General features: G+C 65.2%; 19 protein-coding genes and 1 tRNA gene. 13 read left to right on the plus strand and 7 right to left on the minus strand.

What is annotated here, in order from left to right:
* Positions 1-70 precede the first annotated feature (70 nt).
* From J0O65_RS12850 to gabD, 7 genes are all read left to right on the plus strand, one after another.
* Positions 71-1,084 (plus strand): 2-dehydro-3-deoxygalactonokinase, encoded by a 1,014-nt coding sequence (locus tag J0O65_RS12850; protein ID WP_215407262.1) that lies wholly within the window; start codon positions 71-73, stop codon positions 1,082-1,084.
* Positions 1,081-2,811 (plus strand): L-arabinonate dehydratase, encoded by a 1,731-nt coding sequence (gene araD, locus J0O65_RS12855; protein ID WP_215407264.1) that lies wholly within the window; start codon positions 1,081-1,083, stop codon positions 2,809-2,811. The genes J0O65_RS12850 and araD overlap by 4 nt, the downstream gene beginning before the upstream one ends.
* Before the next feature lie 14 nt (positions 2,812-2,825).
* The gene (locus J0O65_RS12860; RefSeq protein WP_251373727.1) at positions 2,826-3,722 is read left to right on the plus strand and encodes an SMP-30/gluconolactonase/LRE family protein; all 897 of its coding nucleotides are present in this window, start codon (positions 2,826-2,828) and stop codon (positions 3,720-3,722) included.
* Between the two features lie 13 nt (positions 3,723-3,735).
* Entirely contained in the window at positions 3,736-4,389 is a 654-nt protein-coding gene (locus J0O65_RS12865; RefSeq protein WP_215407266.1) for a bifunctional 2-keto-4-hydroxyglutarate aldolase/2-keto-3-deoxy-6-phosphogluconate aldolase, read from the plus strand.
* Positions 4,390-4,453: 64 nt separating this feature from the next.
* Complete coding sequence (locus J0O65_RS12870) at positions 4,454-4,876, plus strand: CoA-binding protein (protein WP_215407268.1); 423 nt, start codon at positions 4,454-4,456, stop codon at positions 4,874-4,876.
* Positions 4,873-5,715, plus strand: a complete 843-nt coding sequence (locus tag J0O65_RS12875) for a PPK2 family polyphosphate kinase (RefSeq protein WP_215407270.1) — start codon at positions 4,873-4,875, stop codon at positions 5,713-5,715. Before J0O65_RS12870 ends, J0O65_RS12875 begins: the two co-directional genes overlap by 4 nt.
* Positions 5,716-5,807: 92 nt before the next feature.
* Complete coding sequence (gene gabD / locus J0O65_RS12880) at positions 5,808-7,262, plus strand: NADP-dependent succinate-semialdehyde dehydrogenase (RefSeq protein WP_215407272.1); 1,455 nt, start codon at positions 5,808-5,810, stop codon at positions 7,260-7,262.
* Between the two features lie 6 nt (positions 7,263-7,268).
* On the opposite strand, the gene J0O65_RS12885 is transcribed toward gabD, so the two are convergent.
* Positions 7,269-8,402 carry an extracellular catalytic domain type 2 short-chain-length polyhydroxyalkanoate depolymerase gene (locus J0O65_RS12885; RefSeq protein WP_215407274.1) on the minus strand — a complete coding sequence of 378 codons (1,134 nt, stop codon included), beginning with the start codon at positions 8,400-8,402 and terminating at the stop codon, positions 7,269-7,271.
* A gap of 175 nt (positions 8,403-8,577) precedes the next feature.
* Between J0O65_RS12885 and J0O65_RS12890 the strand changes: the two genes are divergently transcribed.
* Both J0O65_RS12890 and J0O65_RS12895 read left to right on the plus strand, forming a co-directional pair.
* Positions 8,578-9,165: a glutathione peroxidase gene (locus J0O65_RS12890; protein ID WP_215407276.1), complete on the plus strand. Its 588-nt coding sequence runs from the start codon at positions 8,578-8,580 to the stop codon at positions 9,163-9,165.
* Between the two features lie 115 nt (positions 9,166-9,280).
* Positions 9,281-9,643, plus strand: coding sequence for a DUF1428 domain-containing protein (locus tag J0O65_RS12895; protein WP_215407278.1), 363 nt, complete (start codon positions 9,281-9,283; stop codon positions 9,641-9,643).
* Here J0O65_RS12895 and pabB read toward each other — a convergent pair.
* The 3 genes from pabB to J0O65_RS12910 form a co-directional block, all read right to left on the minus strand.
* Complete coding sequence (gene pabB, locus J0O65_RS12900) at positions 9,636-11,474, minus strand: aminodeoxychorismate synthase component I (RefSeq protein WP_215407280.1); 1,839 nt, start codon at positions 11,472-11,474, stop codon at positions 9,636-9,638. The genes J0O65_RS12895 and pabB overlap by 8 nt on opposite strands.
* A 21-nt stretch (positions 11,475-11,495) precedes the next feature.
* Positions 11,496-12,071, minus strand: coding sequence for a nucleoid occlusion factor SlmA (gene slmA, locus J0O65_RS12905; RefSeq protein ID WP_215407282.1), 576 nt, complete (start codon positions 12,069-12,071; stop codon positions 11,496-11,498).
* A gap of 102 nt (positions 12,072-12,173) precedes the next feature.
* The gene (locus tag J0O65_RS12910) at positions 12,174-12,908 is read right to left on the minus strand and encodes a pyrimidine 5'-nucleotidase (protein ID WP_215407284.1); all 735 of its coding nucleotides are present in this window, start codon (positions 12,906-12,908) and stop codon (positions 12,174-12,176) included.
* Positions 12,909-12,998: 90 nt separating this feature from the next.
* Here J0O65_RS12910 and J0O65_RS12915 point away from each other — a divergent pair, with 90 nt between their 5' ends.
* Complete coding sequence (locus J0O65_RS12915) at positions 12,999-13,868, plus strand: TraB/GumN family protein (RefSeq protein ID WP_251373728.1); 870 nt, start codon at positions 12,999-13,001, stop codon at positions 13,866-13,868.
* Between the two features lie 167 nt (positions 13,869-14,035).
* On the opposite strand, the gene J0O65_RS12920 is transcribed toward J0O65_RS12915, so the two are convergent.
* Together J0O65_RS12920 and argB are read right to left on the minus strand one after the other, a co-directional pair.
* Positions 14,036-14,110, minus strand: a tRNA-Thr gene (locus J0O65_RS12920).
* Positions 14,111-14,150: 40 nt separating this feature from the next.
* On the minus strand, positions 14,151-15,044 hold the full coding sequence (gene argB / locus J0O65_RS12925) for an acetylglutamate kinase (RefSeq protein WP_152251658.1): 894 nt from the start codon (positions 15,042-15,044) through the stop codon (positions 14,151-14,153).
* Between the two features lie 231 nt (positions 15,045-15,275).
* Here argB and J0O65_RS12930 point away from each other — a divergent pair, with 231 nt between their 5' ends.
* The 3 genes from J0O65_RS12930 (at position 15,276) to J0O65_RS12940 (ending at position 19,808) form a co-directional block, all read left to right on the plus strand.
* Positions 15,276-15,473, plus strand: a complete 198-nt coding sequence (locus J0O65_RS12930; RefSeq protein ID WP_215407288.1) for a cysteine-rich CWC family protein — start codon at positions 15,276-15,278, stop codon at positions 15,471-15,473.
* 95 nt (positions 15,474-15,568) lie between these two features.
* A complete protein-coding gene (locus J0O65_RS12935; protein ID WP_215407290.1) occupies positions 15,569-18,625 on the plus strand; it encodes a response regulator in 3,057 nt (1,018 codons plus the stop codon).
* A gap of 31 nt (positions 18,626-18,656) precedes the next feature.
* A complete protein-coding gene (locus tag J0O65_RS12940; RefSeq protein ID WP_215407292.1) occupies positions 18,657-19,808 on the plus strand; it encodes a response regulator in 1,152 nt (383 codons plus the stop codon).
* Here J0O65_RS12940 and J0O65_RS12945 read toward each other — a convergent pair.
* Positions 19,801-21,072: an extracellular catalytic domain type 1 short-chain-length polyhydroxyalkanoate depolymerase gene (locus tag J0O65_RS12945; RefSeq protein ID WP_251373729.1), complete on the minus strand. Its 1,272-nt coding sequence runs from the start codon at positions 21,070-21,072 to the stop codon at positions 19,801-19,803. The two genes, J0O65_RS12940 and J0O65_RS12945, sit on opposite strands and share 8 nt — an antisense overlap.
* Positions 21,073-21,103: the final 31 nt, after the last annotated feature.

Raw genomic sequence — 21,103 nt, forward strand, 5'->3', positions numbered from 1 at the left:
GGGGCAGTTCTACCATGGGGTAGTTTTTCCCTCATTTATTTTTCTCCTGACCGACGCTGCGAACCTGCCCATGAACATACTCACCATCGATGCCGGCACCACCAATACGCGTACCTTGCTGTGGCGCGCAGGCGCCGTCGTCGCCCAGGCGCAGCTGGAAACGGGCGTGCGCAACACCGCCATCGATGGCCATAACGGCGCGCTGAAACAGGCGCTGCGCGACACCATCGCCAGTGTGCTGGCCAGCGCGGGGATCGCGCCGTCCGAGGTGGGCCTGGCGCTGGCGTCGGGCATGATCACTTCGCCCATGGGTGTGCGGGAAGTGCCGCATGTGCCGGCGCCCGCCGGCCTGGCCCAGCTGGCGCAAGGCATGCTGGCGGTGGACTTGCCCGACGTGCTGGCGCAGCCCCTGTGGCTGATTCCCGGCGTGCGCAACCAGCATGGCGCCGTCGGCCTGCATAACGTCGAAGCGATGGACATGATGCGCGGCGAAGAGACGGAAGTCGTCGCGCTGCTCGAGCGCCTGCAATTGCGCGGCGCGGCGACCCTGATCATGCCCGGCTCGCATACCAAGTTGATCAGCGTGGACGAGCAGCGCCGCATCCTCGGCTGCAGCACCACCATCGCGGGCGAGCTGCTGCAGGCGATCACGCAGCACACCCTGATCAAGCAATCGGTCGATGGCGGTTTTGCGCAGACCCTGGTGCCGAAGATGCTGCTGGCCGGCGCGGCCGCGGCGCAAAAAACGGGGCTGGCGCGCGCCTGTTTCAGCGTGCGCACCCTGGGCCAGTTCAGCGCCGTCGAGTGCAATGAGCGGGCCAATTTCCTGATGGGGGCCGTCCTCAGCGGCGACTTGCTGGCGCTGCGCAACAGCACCGCCATCCAGATGCGGCCCGATAGCCCGCTCGTCATTACGGGCAAGCCCATGCTGCGCCAGGCGCTCGGGCTGCTGATCGAAGAACACGGATTTTTTTATGGCAAGCGCATCATCGTCGACGACCGGCAGCAAGCCAATCTGGCCGGTCACGGTGCGCTGCTGATCGCCGCCGCGCGCGGCTTGATTTCCCCGCAGGAGACAGTATGAGTGACAACAAGAACAAGCGTCCCTTGCGTTCGCAAGCGTGGTTTGGCGGCGACGACAAGGACAGTTTCATTCACCGCAGCTGGATGAAGAACCAGGGCTATCCCGGCGACGCCTTCGATGGCCGTCCCGTCATCGGCATCTGCAATACCTGGTCCGAGCTGACCCCCTGCAATGGGCATTTCCGCGACCTGGCCGAGATGGTCAAGCGCGGCGTGCTCGAGGCGGGCGGTTTTCCCGTCGAATTTCCCGTCATGTCGTTGGGCGAGACGAATTTGCGTCCGACGGCCATGCTGTTCCGTAACCTGGCCAGCATGGATGTCGAGGAATCGATCCGCGCCAACCCGATCGATGGCGTGGTGCTGCTGACGGGCTGCGACAAGACCACCCCGGCCCTGCTGATGGGCGCGGCCAGCGTGGACTTGCCCACCATCGTGCTGTCCGGCGGCCCCATGTTGAACGGCAACTACCGCGGCAAACCGATCGGCTCGGGCACGGACGTGTGGAAATTCTCCGAAGACGTGCGGGCCGGGCGCATGACTTCAAACGAATTCAAGCAGGCCGAATCGTGCATGTCGCGCTCCGCCGGCCACTGCATGACCATGGGCACGGCTTCCACCATGGCCAGCATGGTCGAGGCGCTGGGCGTGACCTTGCCCGGCAACGCGGCCATCCCCGCCGTCGATGCGCGCCGCAAGCTGCAGGCGCAGCTGACGGGCCGGCGCATCGTCGACATGGTGCATGAAGACCTGAAACTGTCGCAGATCCTCACGCGCGACGCGTTTGAAAACGCCATCATGGTCAACGGCGCCATCGGCGGCTCGACCAATGCCGTGATCCACCTGCTGGCCATCGCGGGGCGCATCGGCGTGGACATGCGCCTGGGCGACTGGGACCGCCTGGGGCGCGACATTCCCTGCCTGCTGAACCTGATGCCGTCGGGCCAGTACCTGATGGAAGATTTTTACTATGCGGGCGGCCTGCCCGTGATCATCCGCGACCTGCTGGGCAAATTGCATGGCGAGGCGCTCACCGTCACGGGCGCCAGCATGGCCGTCAACGTGGCCGAAGCGGAAAATTTCAATCCCGAGGTGATCACGCCGCTGGCGCAGCCGTTCAAGGACGAGGGCGGCATCGCCGTCCTGCATGGCAACCTGGCCCCGCGCGGCGCCGTCATCAAGCCGTCCGCCGCCTCGCCGGAACTGATGCAGCACCGTGGCCGCGCCGTCGTCTTCAACAGCATCGAGCACTACAAAAAGCGCGTTGACGATCCCGCGCTCGATATCGATGCCAGCTGCGTGATGGTGCTGCAAAATTGCGGCCCGCAGGGCTATCCTGGCATGGCCGAGGTGGGCAATATGGGATTGCCGAAAAAACTGCTGGAGCAGGGCGTGCGCGACATGGTGCGCATCTCGGACGCGCGCATGAGCGGCACGGCCTACGGCACGGTGGTGCTGCACGTGGCGCCGGAAGCGGCCGTGGGCGGGCCGCTGGCAATGGTGCGCGATGGCGACATGATCGAACTCGACGTGGCGGGACGGCGCTTGCACCTGGACGTCGACGAGGCCGAGCTGGCGCGCCGGCGGGCGGAATGGCGCGCTCCCGAGCCGGCCATGAAGGGCGGCTACCAGTCCATGTACATCAAGCACGTGACGCAGGCCGACGAAGGCGCGGACCTCGATTTCCTCGTCGGCTGCCGCGGCTCCGCGGTTCCGCGCGAATCACATTGAAAAACAAGGAAAAAATGATGGGGACACGGGCCCAATTACTGGTCGATGCGCAGAATTTTCTCGGCGAGGGCGTGCGCTGGTGCGAACGCAGCGGCCGCGTTTTCTGGACGAATATCGAAGGCTGCCAGCTGCATGCGCTGGTGCTGGCCTCGGGCGAGCGCCAGAGCTGGGCCATGCCCGAGCGCCTGGCGTGCTTCGCGCTGACGGACGGCGACGACGTGCTGCTGCTGGGACTGGCCTCCGGACTGGCCTGGTTTGACGCGCGCAGCGGGGCCGTCACGCCCTTGCACACGGTGGAGGGCGAGATGCCCATGACGCGCCTGAACGATGGCCGCTGCGACCGCCAGGGGCGCTTCGTCTTCGGCACGCTCGATGAGCGCCCGTGCCGCGATGCCATCGGCAGCTTTTACCGCCTCAACCTGGACTTGACGCTGGAGCGCCTGCCGCTGCCGCGGATCGCCATCTCGAACAGCATCTGCTTCAGCGTCGATGGCGCGGCCATGTATTTCTGCGACTCGATGAAGAAGGCGATCTACCGCTGGGACGATTACCTGGGGGGCGACGCCAGCCGGGTGCGCGTGTTTGCCGTGCTCGATCCGGGGCCCGGCGCCGCCGACGGCGCCACCATCGATGCGGATGACCACCTGTGGAGCGCGCAGTGGGGCGCCGGCAGGGTCTTGCGCTTCGCGCCGGACGGCAGCGTCGAGCGCGCGGTAGCCTTGCCCGTCTCGCAGCCCAGCTGCGTGAGCCTGGGCGGCCCGCACTACGACGAATTGTTCGTCACCACGGCGCAGGAGAGCTTGAGCGCGGCCCAGCTGGCGAGCGAACCGCTGGCCGGGGGATTGTTTCATGCACGCCAGGTGGACGTGCGCGGTTTGCCGGAAGTGCGCTTTGGCGCGCTGCCGGCCTGACAGGAGAGAGCAGATGCAAAAGCACGCGGTTTTCGAGGGCATTATCGAGCGGGGCATGGTCGGCATCGTGCGCGCCTCGTCGGCGCAGGCGGCCGTGCAGATCGCCGAGGCGTGCATCGCCGGCGGCATCACGGCGCTGGAAGTGGCGTTCACCACGCCCGACACCCTGGGCGTGCTGCGCACCCTGCGCGAACGCCATGGCCGTGAGGTGCTGCTGGGCGCGGGCACGGTGCTCGATACGGAGACGGCGCGCGCCGCCATCCTGGCCGGCGCCCAGTTCATCATCTCGCCCGGCGTCAACGTGGAGACGATTGCGCTGTGCCAGCGCTACCAGGTGCTGGCCATGCCGGGGGCGATGACGCCGACGGAGATCGTCACGGCCCTGCAGGCCGGCGCCGACATCGTCAAGGTCTTTCCCGCCGAGATGTTCGGCCCCGCCTACATCAAGGCGCTGCGCGCGCCCTTGCCGCAGGCGCCTTTGATGCCCACGGGCGGCGTGACGGTGGAGAACCTCGACGAATGGTTTGCCAGCGGCGCCGTGGCCGTGGGCATCGGCAGCAGCCTGAGTGGCCCGGGCGCCACGGGAGATTACGCGGCCGTGACGGCGCGCGCGCGCGCGTTCGTGGCGAAGATGGCGGCCGTGCGGAGTTCCCGGTTCTCTGGATAGCTCCCTGCGCCGGATAATTCTGCTACGCTAGGCGGGCAATGTCGCACGCCTGACCATGGAAACCATGTCCAACATCGCCCGCATCCTGCAAGAGAGCCGCATCATCGCCATCGTCGGCATGTCCGACAAGCCCGAACGCGCCAGCCATGAGGTGGCCGACTACCTGCTGCGGCATGGCTACCGCGTGCTGCCCGTCAATCCGGCCCTCGCCGGGCGCGAGGTGCTGGGCCAGCGTGCCTACGCCACCCTGACGCAGGCTGCTGCCGCCGTGGCGCCGGCGCGCATCGACATCGTCGACTGCTTCCGCAAGTCCGAGGATATCCTGCCGATCGCCGAGGAAGCCATCGCCGTCAAGGCCGGCTGCCTGTGGCTGCAGCTCGACGTCGTCAACGAGCAGGCGGCGCAGCTGGCGCGCGCGGCAGGCCTGGACGTGGTGATGGACCATTGCACAAAAATCGAGCACCGCAAGCTGGCTGTGGCGGCATGAAGGCGCGCACGCAATTTCGCGCCGGCCAGGGCTTCGACCTGAACGAGGACTTCGCCGGCAAGCGCCTGCTGGGCGCAGCCACCAAGGCGGCGAACAAGAAGCTGACGGCGCTCCAGTGCAAGGCGCTGGACATCGAGGAAACCGTGGCGCTGACGGCGCAGATCGCCGAGTGCCAGAGCATGCTGTATGCGCAGCACAAGAAAAAAGTGCTGCTGGTGTTGCAGGGCATGGACACGTCGGGCAAGGACGGCACGGTCAAGGCCATCTTCAGCAATATCAACCCGATGGGCATCCGCGCCGTGGCGTTCAAGGGACCCACCGATATCGAACTGGCGCACGATTATCTGTGGCGCGTGCACCAGCACGTGCCCGTGAAGGGCGAGATCGCCATCTTCAACCGCAGCCACTACGAAGACGTGCTGATCACGCGCGTGCAGGACATGATCGACAAGGCCGAATGCCGGCGCCGCTACGCGCAGATCCGCGATTTCGAGCGCATGCTGAGCGAAACGGGCACCGTCATCCTGAAAGTCTTCCTGCATATCTCGAAGGACGAGCAGCGCGGACGGCTGCAGGAGCGGCTCGACGATCCCGACCGCCAGTGGAAGTTCGATCCCAACGATATCGCCCAGCGCAAGAAGTGGGATGGCTACCAGCGCGCCTATGAAACGGCGATCCGCGAGACGGATGCCGATCACGCGCCGTGGTACGTGGTGCCGTCGAACTCCAAGACCCAGCGCAACCTGGTGGTCGCCTCCCTGCTGCTGGAAACGCTGCAGGGCATGAAGCTGGAATACCCGCCGCCGGACCCGAAACTGTCGTCGTTCAAGGTCGAGTAAATACGCGGGCGATTCGGCTGTCCGCCTGCGGAATCGGCCGCGCTGTGGCATAGTATCCCTCGTCGATAATTCAAACCAGACCGGAGATCCATATGCTGCAGTTGAAAGATCCTACCTTGTTGCGTCACCAGGCTTACGTGAATGGAGCCTGGGCGGATGCCGATGGTGGCCAGACGATTAATGTGAGCAATCCCGCCACCGGCGAGCATATCGGCACGGTGCCCCTGATGGGCGCGGCCGAGACGCGCCGCGCCATCGAGGCGGCCAATGCCGCCTGGCCCGCCTGGCGCAAGAAGACGGCCAAGGAGCGCGCGGCCATGCTGCGCCGCTGGCATGACCTGATCCTGGAAAACGCCGACGACCTGGCGCTGATCATGACCACGGAGCAGGGCAAGCCGCTGCCGGAAGCGAAAGGCGAAGTGCAGTTCGGTGCCTCGTTCATCGAATGGTTCGCCGAGGAAGGCAAGCGCGTTGCGGGCGATACCCTGCAGTCGCCATGGCCGGATCGCCGCCTGGTCATCACCAAGGAGCCGATCGGCGTGTGCGCCGCCATCACGCCATGGAATTTCCCCGCCGCCATGATCACCCGCAAAGTCGGCCCGGCCCTGGCCGCCGGCTGCCCGATGGTGTTGAAACCGGCCGAAGCGACGCCGTTTTCCGCGCTGGCGCTGGCCGTGCTGGCCGAGCGCGCGGGCGTGCCTGCGGGCGTGTTCAGCATCGTCACGGGCGCGCCGAAAGACATCGGCGGCGAAATGACGTCGAACCCCATCGTGCGCAAGCTGACGTTTACCGGTTCGACCCAGGTGGGCCGCCTGCTGGCCGAACAGTGCGCGCCGACGATCAAGAAGCTGTCGCTGGAACTGGGCGGCAATGCGCCGTTCATCGTCTTCGACGACGCCGACCTGGACGCCGCCGTGGAAGGCGCCATCGCCTCGAAGTACCGCAATGCGGGCCAGACTTGCGTGTGCGCCAACCGCCTGTACGTGCAGGACAGCGTGTATGACGCGTTTGCCGAGAAGCTGGTGGCCGCCGTGGCCAAGCTGAAGGTCGGCAATGGCATCGAGGCGGGCGTCACGCAAGGTCCGCTGATCGACGCCAAGGCCGTCGCCAAGGTGGAAGAGCACGTGGCCGACGCGCTGGCCAAGGGCGGTCGCCTGCTGGCCGGCGGCAAGCGCCATGCGCTGGGCAACGGCTTCTTCGAGCCGACCATCATCGCCGACGTGAAGAACGACATGCGCGTGGCCACCGAGGAAACCTTCGGCCCGCTGGCGCCCCTGTTCCGCTTCAAGACGGACGAGGAAGTCGTCGCCCTGGCCAACAACACGGAATTCGGCCTGGCCGCCTACTTCTATTCGCGCGACATCGGCCGCATCTGGCGCGTGGCCGAAGGCCTGGAAACGGGCATGGTCGGCGTCAACACGGGACTGATCTCGAACGAGATCGCCCCCTTCGGCGGCGTCAAGCAATCGGGCCTGGGCCGTGAAGGGTCGACCTACGGTATCGAGGATTATCTCGTCATCAAGTACATCTGCATGGGCGGTATCTAAGGCTGCCTAGCGTGAGCCGCGGCGCGCGGCGAGGCGGTCCAGCATGCCCTTGACCGCTTCCATCTGCGTGCCGCTCTTGCGGTAGAAATCCGGGTCGATCGGATTGAGGCTGGTGTAGCCCCAGAAATCCCAGCAGCCTTTCGGGTTGTACGGGTAGACGGCGCTCGGTTCGGCCTGCGGATACAGCACGATGATCTTGTTGGCGTCCGCCACCTGGTTGTAGCCGGTGCTGGTATAGAAGCGGTCGCCGATGGCCTGCGTCGTTTGCAGGCAGCCGTGGAACACCACGTGCACGCGGCAGCTCTCGCTGTCGCAGGCTTTCGGGATGTAGGCGTAGCCCGTATTGTTCATGCTGGAGTAGGCGCTCTGGATGAAGCTGCGCTGGTTGAAGGCGATCAGCTTGCCCGTCAGGGTGGTCGACGAGGGCTGCAGGTCCGGGTACAGGTGCTGCAGGATGTCGCGCGCCTGCACGAAGTCGCAGTCGTTGATGAAGGGCGACGCCGTCACGTCGCAGGCCTTGTCCTGGTTGTTGTCGGTGATGATGGCATGGCCCGCGCCGACCGTGTCGACGAAGCGGATCTGCGCCGTCGGCGTGCCCGCCAATTCGTAGAATTTTCCCACCTGTTCCACCACCGGCCGCGTCACGGTCTGGTCTTTCGTTCCGCTGAACAGATACACGCGCTGGCGTTTCAGGTTGGCCGTGTCGTCGATGAGGCGGGCGCGCGCAAAATCGTTCGCCGCGCGCAGCAATTCGCTGGCGACGGGCGGCGCCACCTGCGCGCTGCCCGGATTCATGCAGGTGGTCAGGGCGTTCGTCAGGTAGGGAATGTAGGGGAAGCGGCCCGGCTGGCCCGAACAGAAATACGGGCCGCCGGCGATGATGCCGGCGCCGGCCACGGTGGCCGAATAAGCGACGGCAAATTGCGCCGCCATGAAGCCGCCCGAGGACAGGCCGGACACGGTGGTCTGGCTCAGGTCCGCCTGGTAGGCGGGCAGGGCGGCGGCGTCCCTGGTCGCGACGGGCTTGGCGGCCTTGACGGTTTTGGCCGTCGTGGCGGCGTGCGCGCCGCCTGGCGCCAGGGTGACGAGGCTGGCGGCCAGCAGGGCGGTGGGTAATGCGGTCAGGTAAGGGAAGGGCATGGCAACTCCACAGGGCTAGGGCAGGAAGGCCGAGCATAGGTAAAAAAACTATGCGCTGGGCAAGTACTGCACCGTTCTTGATGCCGGTCAAGCAATCGCTGTTGTTGTGGCCCGCATGCGCGTGCGCGGCGTTTGACATAGAATGGTTTTTTTCCGTTCAACCATGGTGCCCCTCATGTCCAAGACCCTTGCCCAGCTGTTTGCGCTCACCACCCTTGCCGCCGGCGCCAGCCTGGCCATGCCGGCCCATGCCGCCGAAACCGCCGCCGCGGCGCCGGCCGCCTGTCCCGCCATCCTCAAGCAGACCTTCAACCGCCTGCAGGATGAAGCGCCGCAAAACCTGTGCCAGTACGCGGGCAAGGTCGTGCTGGTGGTCAATACCGCCAGTTATTGCGGTTTTACCAATCAATATGAAGGGCTCGAGGCGCTGTACGCCAAGTACGGCAGCAAGGGCCTGGTGGTGCTGGGCTTCCCGTCGAACGACTTCGGCAAGCAGGAACCGGGCAACAGCAAGGAAATCGCCGATTTCTGCTACAACACCTATGGCGTGAAGTTTCCCATGTTCGCCAAATCGGTGGTGTCCGGCCCCGCGCCGAATCCGCTGTACGTGGACCTGATCAAGCAGACAGGCAAGACGCCGGCCTGGAATTTCCATAAATACCTGATCGACCGCCACGGCAAGGTGGTGGAAAGCTTCCCCAGCAAGGTGACGCCGGACGACAAGAAACTCGTTGGCGCGGTGGAAAAAGCGCTGGCGATGTAAGTTGCCGACACCCAAGCAGGCTGGAACGCCTGCTTTTTTTTAATGCCGCGCTTGTCGTCTTGCCATCATTGTCCTAAGCTGGTTGTTCGCGTTTGTCACAACAAAGGAGAACATCATGGCGTATGTCGATGGATTTGTGGTGCCCGTACCGAAAGCCAAGCTCGATGCCTACCTGGCCATGTCGCGCACCTGCGGCGCCATCTGGCGCGAATATGGCGCGCAGGAATTTCGCGAATGCGTGGGCGACGATGTCAAGCCAGGCAAGCTGACTTCGTTCCCGCAGGCGGTGGACTTGCAGGATGGCGAAGTGGTGGTGTTTTCCTGGATCGTATATGCGTCGCGCGCCAGGCGCGATGAAATCAACGACAAGGTCATGAAAGACCCGCGCCTGGCCGAGATGATGGACCCGGAAAAATTACCGTTCGATGGCAAGCGGATGATTTATGGTGGTTACGAGATGCAGGTAGATATCAAGTAACCAGCTGCGCTAGTATTGCCCCGCGCAGCGCATTGCACACGACGATGGCCTCGGCCCGCGCCAGCATGGCGCGCGTGATGATGGTTTCCTGCGCATCCCAGGCGGGATCGGCCAGCATGGCCGCGCGCTGCACGCCGGGCAGCAGACCGCAGGACAGGGGCGGCGTATGCCAGCGGCCATCGAGGCGGACGAAGACGTTGCTGCGTCCGCCCTCCGTCAGTTCGCCCCGTTCGTTAAAGAACAGCATGTCGAAACCGCCCTGCGCCTCGGCCGCGCGCCAGGCCGCGTCGTAGCGCGCGCGCACGCTGCTCTTGTGGCGCAGGAACAGGTCGCCGGCCACGGTGGCGTCGGGCGCCAGCAGGATGGTGACCGTGTCCGGCAAGGCGGTGAGCGCAGCGCTTTGCGTCGTGACGCGGCCATCCTGGCGCAGCGCCAGGCGCAGGCGGAAGGGGGCGTCGTCGGTGCGTGCCACGCAGGCCGCCTGCAGCGCGGCGCGCGCGGCGTCCGCATCCCAGGCAAAACCGAAGTAGGCGCAGGAAGCGGCCAGGCGCGCCAGGTGGCGCTCTTGCTGGCGGCAGCCGCCGGCACGGCTGGCGTGCAGGGTCTCGAACAGTTCGAAGTCATTCGTCAGCCCCGTCAGGAAGCGGGCCTTGAGCTGGCATTCCGCAAATTCCTCGTGCGGGTCGCTGTCCAGGACGATGCCGGCGCCCACGCCCATTTCGCCGCGCCGGATGCCGTTCGTCCCTGGTGGCTGCAGCGCCAGGGTGCGGATCGGCACGGACATGCAGAAGTCGCCCACCGCGTGGACAGCGCCGGCGTTTGGCGGATCGAACCAGCCGATGGCGCCCGTGTAGATGCCGCGCGGCGCTGGTTCCAGTTCGGCGATGATTTCCATGGTGCGCCGTTTCGGCGCGCCCGTGATCGAGCCGCACGGGTACAAGGCCTGGAAGAGATCGGCCAGGCTGGCATCCTCGCGCAACTGCGCCTGCACGGTGGAGGTCATTTGCAGCACGCTGCTGTAGCGCGTCACCTCGAACAGGGCCGGCACCTTGACGGAGCCCGTGACGGCGATGCGGCCGATGTCGTTGCGCAGCAGGTCGACGATCATCAGGTTTTCCGCGCGGTTTTTCGGATCATGGGCCAGGGCGGCGGCGCGGCGCGCGTTTTCTTCCATTTGCTCAGGCGGTGCGGCCGGCGCCGTGCCTTTCATGGGACGCGCCATCAACTCGCCTTGCGCATGGCGCACGAACAGCTCCGGCGACAGCGACAGCAGGGCGCCCCCATCGGGCAACATCACCAGCGCGCCATAGGGCACGGGCTGGCGCGCGCGCAGCCGCACATACAGGGCCAGGGGCGAACCGAAGGCGTCGAAGCGCAAACGATAGGTGTAATTGACCTGGTAGGTGTCGCCGGCCACGATGTAGTCGTGGATGCGCTGCAGCGCCTGCGTAAATTGCGCCTGGTCGACGTTCGCGCGGATGGCGGCCACGCCGGCCGGCGCGGCGTCGGCGCGGACGCGCGCGTCCAGCCAGCGCGCCACGTCGTCCTGCGACAGCTGCGCGCAATGGTTGAAGACGAGCACCTGCGCCAGCGGCGGCGCGTCGGGGCCTGGCGCGCGCGGCGGCATGGCCAGCAAATGCGCCCCCAGCTCGTAGCTGCACACGCTGACGGCATGCTGGCCGCGCTGCAAGGCCGCTTGCAGGCCTTCCAGCAAGGCGGGCCAGGCCTGCCCCTCGGTACATTGCAAGACCGCCGCCAGGCCCGTATACAGGCGCGAACCGGCGCCCGGGGTGCTGGCGTCGTCGAGCAGGGCGAAACAGTCGGTATGCATGGGGACAGCCGCGGCGGTGACTTACCCCAGCAGCATGGCGATTTGCAGCGCCGCTTCCTGGGACGGATTGATCTTGAAGCCGCTCTTGGCGTAGCGGTGCCAGCGTCCGATGACGAAGCCGACGATCAGCGTGGCGCGCGCCGCCACTTCGCTTTCCTTGCCATGGCCTTCGGCGGCGGCCACGCGCAAGGCCTGCTTGAGCGCCAGTTCCACGCGGTCGTAGAACTGGTTCATGCGCACTTGCAGGCGCTCGTCCTCATTGACCAGCACGTCGCCGATCAGCACGCGCGTCATGCCCGGATTGCTGATGGCGAAATTGAGCAGCATGCCGACGATGTCGCGCGTCTGCGTCATGCCGTCGCTGTGCTTTTCCGCGATCTGGTTGATCAGGCCGAAGACGCTCGACTCGATGAATTCGATCAGCCCTTCGAACATTTGCGCCTTGCTGGCGAAATGGCGGTACAGGGCCGCTTCCGACACGGTCAGTCTGGCCGCCAGTGCGGCAGTGGTGATCTTTTCGCCTTTCGGCTGCTCCAGCATTGCGGCGAGGGCCTGAAGAATTTGTAGCCTGCGTTGGCCCGGCGGTGTGCTTGCCATATTTTCTCTTGTCGTTAAAAAAAATGCTGCCTTGATGGGAAGTTCCGTCACCGCCGCTAGCGGTGCGGCCTCCGGCGTCAACCGGAAGCTCAGGAGTCCCCTTCAACGCAGGCGGTGAAGGCGGCGTGCCAAATGCCGGACAGATTTTACTTTGACATCGACGTAAGCGGGGCGATTTAACGCCTTGGGCAATTTCGCCACGCCGATCGGATCGGCCATTTTCAGGTATTGCGTGACCCAGGCCGTGCGCAGGCCCAGTTTTTTCGCCCCCTTCAGGTTGGCCAGGGTGTCTTCCACCAGGATGCAGCGGCCAGGGCGGATCTGGTGCTTGCGCATCAGTTTGCGCAGCATCAGGGTCGATGGCTTGGGCCGCAGCTGGCGGTGCACATGCATCGCCTCGATGGCGATATGCTGCGAAAAATGCCGGCGCAAGCCCAGGTGGCGCATCACGTCGCTCGAATAGCGCAGCGGCGCGTTGGTGAGTAAAATTTTACGGCCAGGCAGGCGTTTGAGTAAAGCCCCCAGTCCCCGTTCGGCGCGTATCATGGCGCGCAAATCGTCGAACGCGTGCGTCTCGTGGAGGAAGTGCGCGGCCTGCACCTGGTGGTGCTTGACCATGCCCAGCAAGGTGGCGCCATAGCGGCGCCAGTAGGCCGCGCGCGCCGCGTTGACGACGGCGTCGTCGGCCGGCGTCACGCCGTCGCCCAGCACGCGCGCAATATACGTGTTCATATTGGCCGTGATGGTGGGGAAGATGGCGTGCGAGGCATTGTGCAGCGTGTTGTCGAGGTCAAACAGCCAGACCGGCGACGAGCGGTTAAGATGGGACACAGGCACAGGAGTCTTTGCTAGCGAGAGAAGATGAGAAATTCAACAATCAGGAAAACCATGCGACGCCAGATTATAGTGATGTTTTGCGGATTATTCTTGCTGCCGTTGCAGGCGGCCTTCGCCGACGCGCCGCCCGTGGCGCAAAACCGGGGCGCCCTGTTCAAGGTGCAGGACGCCAGCCACACCCTGTATTTGTTCGGCACCATCCACGTCGGCGCGCCCGATTTTTATCCGCTCGAGCCGACGGTGACGCAGGCCTTGGAAGGCGCCGGGGCGCTGGCGCTGGAGATCGATCCGGGCGCCGACCCGCGCGCCGCCCTGGGCGCCGTGCTGAAATACGGCATGGAGGCGCCGGGTGGCAAAGTGCCGCTTGATTGCCGCCAGACCCTGGCCCCGCGCCTGGCGCCGCTGTTGCAAAAATACGGTATAGCGCCCGAAGCGGTGGCGCAGATGAAGCCGTGGATGCTGGCCAGCATGCTGGCCATCGGCGAATTTTCCACCCTCGGCTACCGCTCCGACCTGGCGGTGGACAATTATCTGTCGCAGCAGGCCAAGGCGCGCAAGATCCCCGTGCTGGAACTCGAGTCGATGGAAGGCCAGATGGCGCTGTTCGGCGCGATGTCGCCGGCCGACCAATGCCGCTTCCTGGAGGACGGCGTGGCGTCGATCGAAGACCAGGAGCAAAGCCAGGAAGCGCGCGAGATCGCCAACGCCTGGCGCACGGCCGACGCTGCGGCCTTCGACAAGCTGGCGGCCAAGGCGGCGACCGACCCGTCGTTCGCCGCGCAGTTCGTGCAAAAAGTGCTGCTCGACGGCCGCAACCCGGCCCTGGCCGACGGCATCGCCAAATTGCTGGCGCGCGAAAAGCACAGCCTGGCCGCCATCGGCGTGCTGCATCTGGTGGGAGCAAAGAGCGTACCGGATCTGCTGCGCAAGAAAGGTTTGAAGGTAGAGCGGGTGTATTAAGTTTGGAAAGCAGGCAGCAAGGGTGCCGTAGCTTAGCCGCGTACAGCACGCGGCAGAGCAGATGGAAAAGTGTTCAGGGCAAGGCGTACTGACGAAGACAGTACGCATGTACGGCGAGGCAGTACAACGCCGCCATGGACATTTTTACAGCTGCGGGGAAAGGATACTGGTGCCCTTGACGTGGATCGAACACGTGGCCTCTCCCTTACCAAGGGAGTGCTCTACCACTGAGCTACAAGGGCATAAAAAATCGGCGCTGGGTGAATTGCGCCGAATTATTTTTTAGTGCGAACGGATCATAGTACCAAAAGCCTGCTCGGTCAACACTTCCAGCAATAATGAGTGTTCGATGCGGCCATCGATGATGTGTACCGTGTTCACGCCGGACTTGGCCGCGTCGAGCGCGGACGAGATCTTCGGCAGCATGCCGCCCGAGATCGTGCCATCGGCGAACATCTCGTCGATTTCACGCGCCGACAGGTCGGTCACCAGCTTGCCCTGCTTGTCCTGGACGCCGGCGATGTTGGTCATCATGATCAGCTTTTCCGCCTTCAGGATTTCCGCGATCTTGCCGGCTACCACGTCGGCGTTGATGTTGTAGGCCTGGCCATCCTGGCCGAAACCGATCGGCGAGATGATGGGAATGAAGGCGTCGTCCTGCAGCGCCTTGACGACGGCCGGGTTGATCGCGTCGATCTCGCCGACAAAGCCGATGTCGAGGAATTCGCCCGGATGTTCGCGGTCCGGCATCTGCATCTTGCGCGCGCGGATCAAGCCGCCGTCCTTGCCCGTCAGGCCCACGGCCTGGCCGCCGTAATGGTTGATCAGCATGACGATATCCTGCTGCACTTCGCCGCCCAGCACCCACTCCACCACTTCCATGGTTTCTTCGTCGGTGATGCGCATGCCTTGCACGAAGGTGCCTTGCTTGCCGATTTTTTTCAGCGCATTGTCGATCTGCGGTCCGCCGCCGTGCACCACGACAGGGTTCATGCCGACCAGCTTGAGCAGGATGACGTCGCGCGCGAAGCCGTGCTTCAGGCGTTCGTCCGTCATGGCGTTGCCACCGTACTTGATGACGATGGTCTTGCCATGGAAATTGCGGATGTAGGGCAGGGCCTCGGCCAGAATCTGCGCCTTGATTTGCGGCGACACCGCCGTCAAGTCGTCATTCATGTCCAGGTTCAAGTTAGCTAGTTGATTCATGGCGAGTCCGGAAAATAGATTGGTGGGATTTTACAGGGAAGAAGAAAATCTTGGAGGCATTATAGGGCGATCTTGTTGTATTTTCCCTGATGATCCTATAGTCTGGCCCGATATGTCCCCCAGCCAGCCCATTTACTGCCCGTTACATCTGCGTCGCCTCCCGGCGCGGCAGGACACACACTTGCCAATTCAAACACAGCCATGAGCGTATGCAGCCTGTGCGGCGCCACCTTCCAGTGTGGCCAGCTCGATCCTGACGCCAAGGAACCCTGCTGGTGCATCGCCCTGCCGCCGGCCCTTCCCGTGCCCGGCGCCGCGGCCGCGGGCTGCTGGTGCCCCGCCTGCCTGCAGGCGCGCATCGCCGCCTTGCCCCCTGCGGCGGCAACGCCAGCCAAATAAGCGCATCGGCGCGCTTTTCCCTTTGCAAAAGACCTTGCATTTTGTAGGGGAATACGTTCAGACTTCGGCTTTCAAGAATTTCTTATAGGAAAGTTATGCGTTTCAGGGATATCCGCATCGGCGTGCGCATCAATGCCGGTTACGCCATGTTGATCGTGCTGATGCTGGTCGTCATCGTCCTGTCTGGCAGCCGCATCTATGCCATCCGCGCCGAGACCGACGATATCCTGCAGCGCGACTGGGTCGCCGCCAAGGCCACCAGCAAGATCCACGGGCTGGCGCGCGAGGCGGCCACGCGCATCGGCAGTTTGCCGAACCAGCACAAGCTGGCGCTGCGCCAGGCGAACCAGGCGCGCCTGGAGGCGATCAAGCAGGGCATCGACGAGCAGGTGCGCATCCTCGACGGCCTCGATGCGCGGCCCGAGGAACGGCGCCTGCTGGAACAGATGCACCTGGCGCGCGCCGATTACTATGTCTCGCTCAAGACGATGTTCGAGCTGGTCGAGCGCGGCGAGGATGCGCGCGCCGAGCAGGCCATGCAGACGCAGACCTTGCCGGTGCTGGAAAAAGTGCTGCTGTATGTCGGTCAGCTCGACGACTTGCAGCAGCAGCTGATCCGCGACAGCGCGGCCAGGATACGCAACGACATCGACACCTCGCTGCTGCTGATGGGCGGCATCGGCCTGGCGGCCCTGCTGACGGGCCTCGCCTTTGCCTGGTCGGCGCGTTCGATCACGCGGCCGCTGGGCGAGGCGGTGGCGATCGCCACGCGCGTGGCCAATGGCGACCTCAGTTCCGTCATCGAAGTGACGTCGCGCGACGAGACGGGCGAATTGCTGCAGGCGCTCAAGGACATGAGCACCAGCCTGGCCGTCGAGCAGGACCTGCGCCACGCCGTCGAAGTGGCCGAGGATGCGACCAAGATGAAGTCGGACTTCCTGGCCAATATGTCGCACGAAATCCGCACGCCGATGAACGGCATCATCGGCATGACCCACCTGGCGCTGCAGACGGAACTCACGCCGACCCAGCGCAACTACCTGGAAAAGGTGGAATCGGCTTCGAAGAACCTGCTGGCCATCATCGACGACATCCTCGATTTCTCGAAGATCGAGGCGGGCAAGATGGCCTTTGAAAAAGTCGATTTCTTCCTCGAGGACGTGCTGGCGCAGATCGCCGACCTGTCCGTGATGCGGGCGCAGGACAAGGGGCTCGAACTGCTGTTCGACATCGCGCCCGACGTGCCGAACGCGCTGCAGGGCGATCCGCTGCGCCTGGGCCAGGTGCTGATCAACCTGACCAACAACGCGATCAAGTTCACGGAAAAGGGCGAGATCGTCGTCACCATCCGCCTGCAGCGGCTGGAAGAACATGCGGCGGTGCTGCGCGTGGACGTGCGCGACACGGGCATCGGCCTCACGCCGTCCCAGCGCAGCAAATTGTTCCAGGCATTCACCCAGGCCGACACCTCCACCACGCGGCACCATGGCGGCACGGGCCTGGGACTGACCATCAGCAAGCGCCTGGTGGAAATGATGGAAGGCGAGATCGACCTGGTCAGCGAAGCGGGCGTGGGCAGCACTTTTTTCTTCACGGCCCGCTTCGGCCTGGCCGCCGTGCCGCGCGATAGCCTGCCGCAACTGCGGCATCAGCAGCAGTTCCAGGGCCTGCGCGTGCTGGTGGTCGACGACAACCCCAGCGCGCGTGAAATCTTCGTCGGCATGCTGACGGCGCTCGGTTTCGAGGCGCGCGCCGTGTTTGGCGGCGTGCTGGCCATCGGCGCCGTGGCGCAGGCGCGCGCCGAGGGGCGTCCGTACGGGCTGGTGCTGATGGACTGGAAAATGCCGGGCATGAACGGCCTCGATGCCCTGGCCGGCATCCGCGCCGACGCCGCGGGCACCGAGGCGGCGCCGGCCTGCATCATGGTCACGGCCTTCCACCGCGAAGCGCTGCTGGAGGCGGCGCGCCAGCGCGACCTGCCGCTCGACGGCGTATTGAACAAGCCGGTCAGCGCCTCGACCCTGCTCGACCAGATAGCGTTCGTGTTTGGCGGCGTGACGGGGCAGAGCCGCAAGACACAGCGCCAGAGCAGCTACCGCGACGACGAGCGCGCCCTGCGCGGCGCCTGGCTGCTGCTGGTGGAGGATAATGAGGTGAACCAGGAAGTGGCGCAGCATATTCTCAACGACGCCGGCATCCGCGTCGACATCGCCAGCAATGGCGCCATCGCGCTGGCGAAGATCGAGGAAAACGCCTATGACGGCGTGCTGATGGATTGCCAGATGCCGGTGATGGATGGCTACCAGGCGACGCGCAAACTGCGCCAGGATCCCCGTTATTCGAATTTGCCCGTGATCGCCATGACGGCCAATGCCATGGTGGGCGACAAGGAAAAATGCCTGGACGCCGGCATGAACGATTTCATCGCCAAGCCGATCGACGTGGCGCAGCTGTTCGGTACCCTGGCGCGCTGGATCGCGCCGGCCACGCCGCAGGCAATGACGGCGGCGGTGGCGCAGCCGGAGGCGGAGCTGCCCGTGATCGCCGGCCTGAAAATGGCCGAAGCCATGCGCCGCGTGGGCGGCAATGCCGCTTTGATGCGAAAATTGCTGGATCGCTTCGTGGAAACCCAGTTCGACGCCATGCAGCGCATCGCCGCCGCCATCGAGAACAACCAGCTCGAGACGGCGATCCGCGAAGCGCATACGCTGAAGGGCCTGGCCGGCAATATCGGCGCCGGCGGCCTGGCCGACAGCGCCGCGCGGGTCGAGCACTTGCTCAGCCTGGGTTCGCACGACGGCTTGCCGCAGGCATTGGCAGCCTGCACGCTGGCGCTCGACGAGCTGGTGCCGAAGATCGTGCTGGCCATGCAGTCGCGCGGCCATGTGACCGAGGCGGGCGGCGCGGCGCTGGCGCACGTGGCGCCGGTGGACCGGGCGCGCCTGGAAGCGGGCTTGCGCGAATTGTCGCAGCTGCTGCAGCAGGACGATGCGCAGGCCGTCAAGCACCTGGAAGGCATCGGCCCCGTGCTGGTCGCGGCGGGGCAGGCGGAACACGCGCGCCAGTTGAAGCGCATGCTGGGACAATACGATTTCGAAGGGGCGCTGGCGCAGCTGGGCGAGGTGGCCGATGCGCTGGAGCTGACACTGTGACAAGGATAACTATGCAGAGCGAAGGACGGGCATGAGAGCGCCCGCAAGCAAGCCAACCATCCTGGTGGTCGATGACACGCCAGACAATATCGACCTGCTGCGCGCGGTGCTGGAAGACGACTACCGCACCAAGATCGCCGTCAATGGCGAACGCGCCCTGAAGATCGCCGCCGGCAGCGACCAGCCCGACCTGATCCTGCTCGACATCATGATGCCGGGCATGAGCGGCTACGATGTGTGCCGCGCGCTGAAGGGCGATCCCGCCACGGCCGGCATCCCCGTGATTTTCGTCACCGCCATGAGCGAAGTGGCCGACGAGCAGCTGGGCCTGGCCCTGGGCGCCGTCGATTACATCACCAAGCCGATTTCGGCGCCCATCGTGCTGGCGCGCATCAAGACCCAGCTGGCGATGAAGCAGATGCAGGATTTCTTGCGCGACCAGAATCATTACCTGGAAACGGAAGTGGAGCGCCGCGTGCAGGAAGTGGCGGCGCTGCAGGACGTCACCATCCACGCCATGGCCTCGCTGGCCGAGACGCGCGACAGCGAGACGGGCAACCATATCCGCCGCACCTCGCACTACCTGAAGGCGCTGGCGGAGAAGGTGCGCGGCCTGCCGCGTTTCCGCGACTTTTTGACGGACAAGAATATCGAACTGCTGTTCAAGACGGCGCCGCTGCACGATATCGGCAAGGTGGGCATCCCCGACCATATCCTGCTCAAGCCGGGACGTTTCGAACCGCACGAAATGGCCATCATGAAGACGCACACGACCCTGGGACGCGACGCCATCCTGGCGGCCGAGCACGAGCTGGGCATCGAAGTCGACTTCCTCAAGTACGCCAAGGAGATCGCCTACAGCCACCATGAAAAATGGGATGGCAGCGGCTACCCGCAAGGCCTGGCCGGCGAAGCCATCCCGATTTCGGCGCGCCTGATGGCGCTGGCCGACGTGTACGATGCCCTGATCAGCCGGCGCATCTACAAGCAGGGCATGGGCCATGCGCAGGCCGTGCAGATCATCGTCGAAGGGCGCGGTTCGCACTTCGACGCCGAGATCGTCGACGCCTTCCTGGAAATCCAGGAGCAGTTCATCGCCATCTCCAACCGCTACGCCGACGGCGTGTGCGAGATCGCCGACAAGCAGCGGCAGATCGCGCCCTTCGCCGACAACATCAGCTGACGGTCTTGAAAAAGCGCAGCATCTCCCGGCTGGCGTCCGGCCCCTTGCCATCCGTGTAGCTGCCGCTGTCGCTGCCGCCTGACCAGGCATGGCCGGCGCCGTGGATGACCCAGTGTTCGCCCAGTGGCGAGCCGTCGGCCTGGCTGTGCGTGGTGCGCGTGTAGCGGTGGCCATTCGGCACGCTGCCGTCGATGGAAGCGGCCCTGGCCGCCTTGCCGCCAGCCTGGCTGCGCACGCCCTGGGCGATCAGTTCATCGCCGTTGCGCGGGTTGACGGTGGTGTCGCGGTCGCCGTGGAAAACGATGATGGGCACGCCGCCCGCCGGCGCCTTGCGCAGGGCATTGGGCATGGCGCCGCCTCTCATGGCGGCCAGCGCCGACGGCAGGTCCTGCGCCGAGGCGAAGGGCAGGCCCGAATGCACGCCGACGGCGGCGAACAGGTCGGGATACAGGGTGCCGACGATGACGGCCATGGCGCCGCCCGCCGACAGGCCGGCGACGAACACTTCACGTTCGTTGACCGGGTAGTCGTCGATGACTTGCCGGGCGATGCCGGCGATCAGCGACGGTTCGCCCTGGTCGCGCTGCTGGTCGATGGCGTTGAACCAGTTCCAGCAGCGCGAACTGTTGGCGCCCTGCGTCTGCGCCGGGTAGACGACAAAACACTGCTTTTCTTCGGCCAGCGCATTCATTTGCGTGCCGGCGGCGAAATCGTCGGGATTTTGCGTGCAGCCGTGCAGCATCACGATCAGCGGCATGGCCTGGCCATGATAGCTGCTGGGGATATACAGTTTGTAGGAGCGCGTGCCCGCATGGTTGCGGTACACGCCGTCGATGAACTGCGCGCCGGCGGGGATGTCCGCCGGCGTGGCGGCCGGCGCGTTGAAGCCGGGCGGGTGGAAATTCGGCAGCTCGAAGCTGGGCATGTCGAAGCTGTGCTGGCCCAGGCCGGCGGGCACGCCCAGGCGCGCCATGAAATCCTGCGCGAAGTCCTGCGCCGCTTGCGCGGGCGTCGGTGGCGCGGCAGGCGTTTCTGGCGCGGCGGCAGCGTGCGGCTGCTCGGCGCGTGCCTGCGCCGGTGCCGGCGGGGGATTGATATCGCGCAGGGGCTGCGGTGGCGGCGCTTGCGGGGCTGCTGCCGGCGGCGTCAGGCCGGCGGCGGACAGCGCCTGCTGGATCGCTTCGGTGGCGGCGGCGGGGCCATTGCCCAGCAGATTGCGGGTCGCGGCGCGCATGTGCGCCAGCATGTTGAGAGGTAGTTTCATGACCATCCTTAACGGTGCCGCGCATCGGCCG

Origin of the sequence: Janthinobacterium sp. JC611, from assembly GCF_018682595.1 — a bacterium.
Lineage (GTDB): Bacteria > Pseudomonadota > Gammaproteobacteria > Burkholderiales > Burkholderiaceae_D > Janthinobacterium.